Origin of the sequence: Cellulomonas carbonis (assembly GCF_014636275.1) — a bacterium.
GTDB lineage: Bacteria > Actinomycetota > Actinomycetes > Actinomycetales > Cellulomonadaceae > Actinotalea > Actinotalea carbonis.
The window spans coordinates 1-673 of the sequence record NZ_BMEB01000027.1; the positions used below are offsets into that span (position 1 = coordinate 1).

Below are 673 nucleotides of genomic sequence, written 5' to 3' on the forward strand. Positions count from 1 at the left end.
TGGCATCGGAGGCGCGCTGGTGTGCGGAATCGAGGTCCTCGCCGAGGCCGTTGGCATCCTCGGCGAGTTTCTTGACGTTCGGGTCGTCCGGATAGTCCTCCTGCAGCTGCTTGATCCGGTCGTCCATGTCCCCGCGCACGGTGGTGCGGGCGTCGTCGAAGTCCCCTTCGGCGCGCTCGAGCTTCGGTCGCGCTCCGTCGACGACGTCATCGGCCTTGCGTTTGACGTCCTCGGCTTTCTTCGTCGCCTCATCGGCGGTATCTCGCAGCTCTGAGGTGCCGTCGGCGACCTGCCCGGCACCGTCGGCGAGTTTCTTCGAGCCGTTCTTCGCTTCGGTGGTGGATTTCGCCAGGGTATCGGCCCCGTCGGCGAGGTCGCCGCTGCCCTTCTTCAGCTCGCCCGCACCCTTATCGAGGTCGATGAGCCCGGTCTGCAGCGTTCCGATTCCTTTGTCGAGCTTCGTCGTCCCGTCCACGAGCTCTCCGGTGCCGTCGTGGAGTTGGCCTGCTCCGTCGTGCAGGTCGGACGCACCGTTTGCAGCTTTCTCCGCCTCCGAATGGATGTCGTTGAATCCGAGATAGACCTGGTTGACGTACTCGGCGGTCGTCGTCTTGCTCAGTCCGCCCTTGATCTCGGAGAGGATGGTCCCGGCCACCTGTCCGACGATGAAGTT

Annotated in this window: 1 pseudogene; it reads right to left on the reverse strand. The window is 64.5% G+C overall.

What is annotated here, in order from left to right:
• A pseudogene (locus tag IEV86_RS17500) lies at positions 1-655 on the reverse strand (YhgE/Pip domain-containing protein); the annotation flags it as partial.
• Between the last annotated feature and the right edge of the window lie 18 nt (positions 656-673).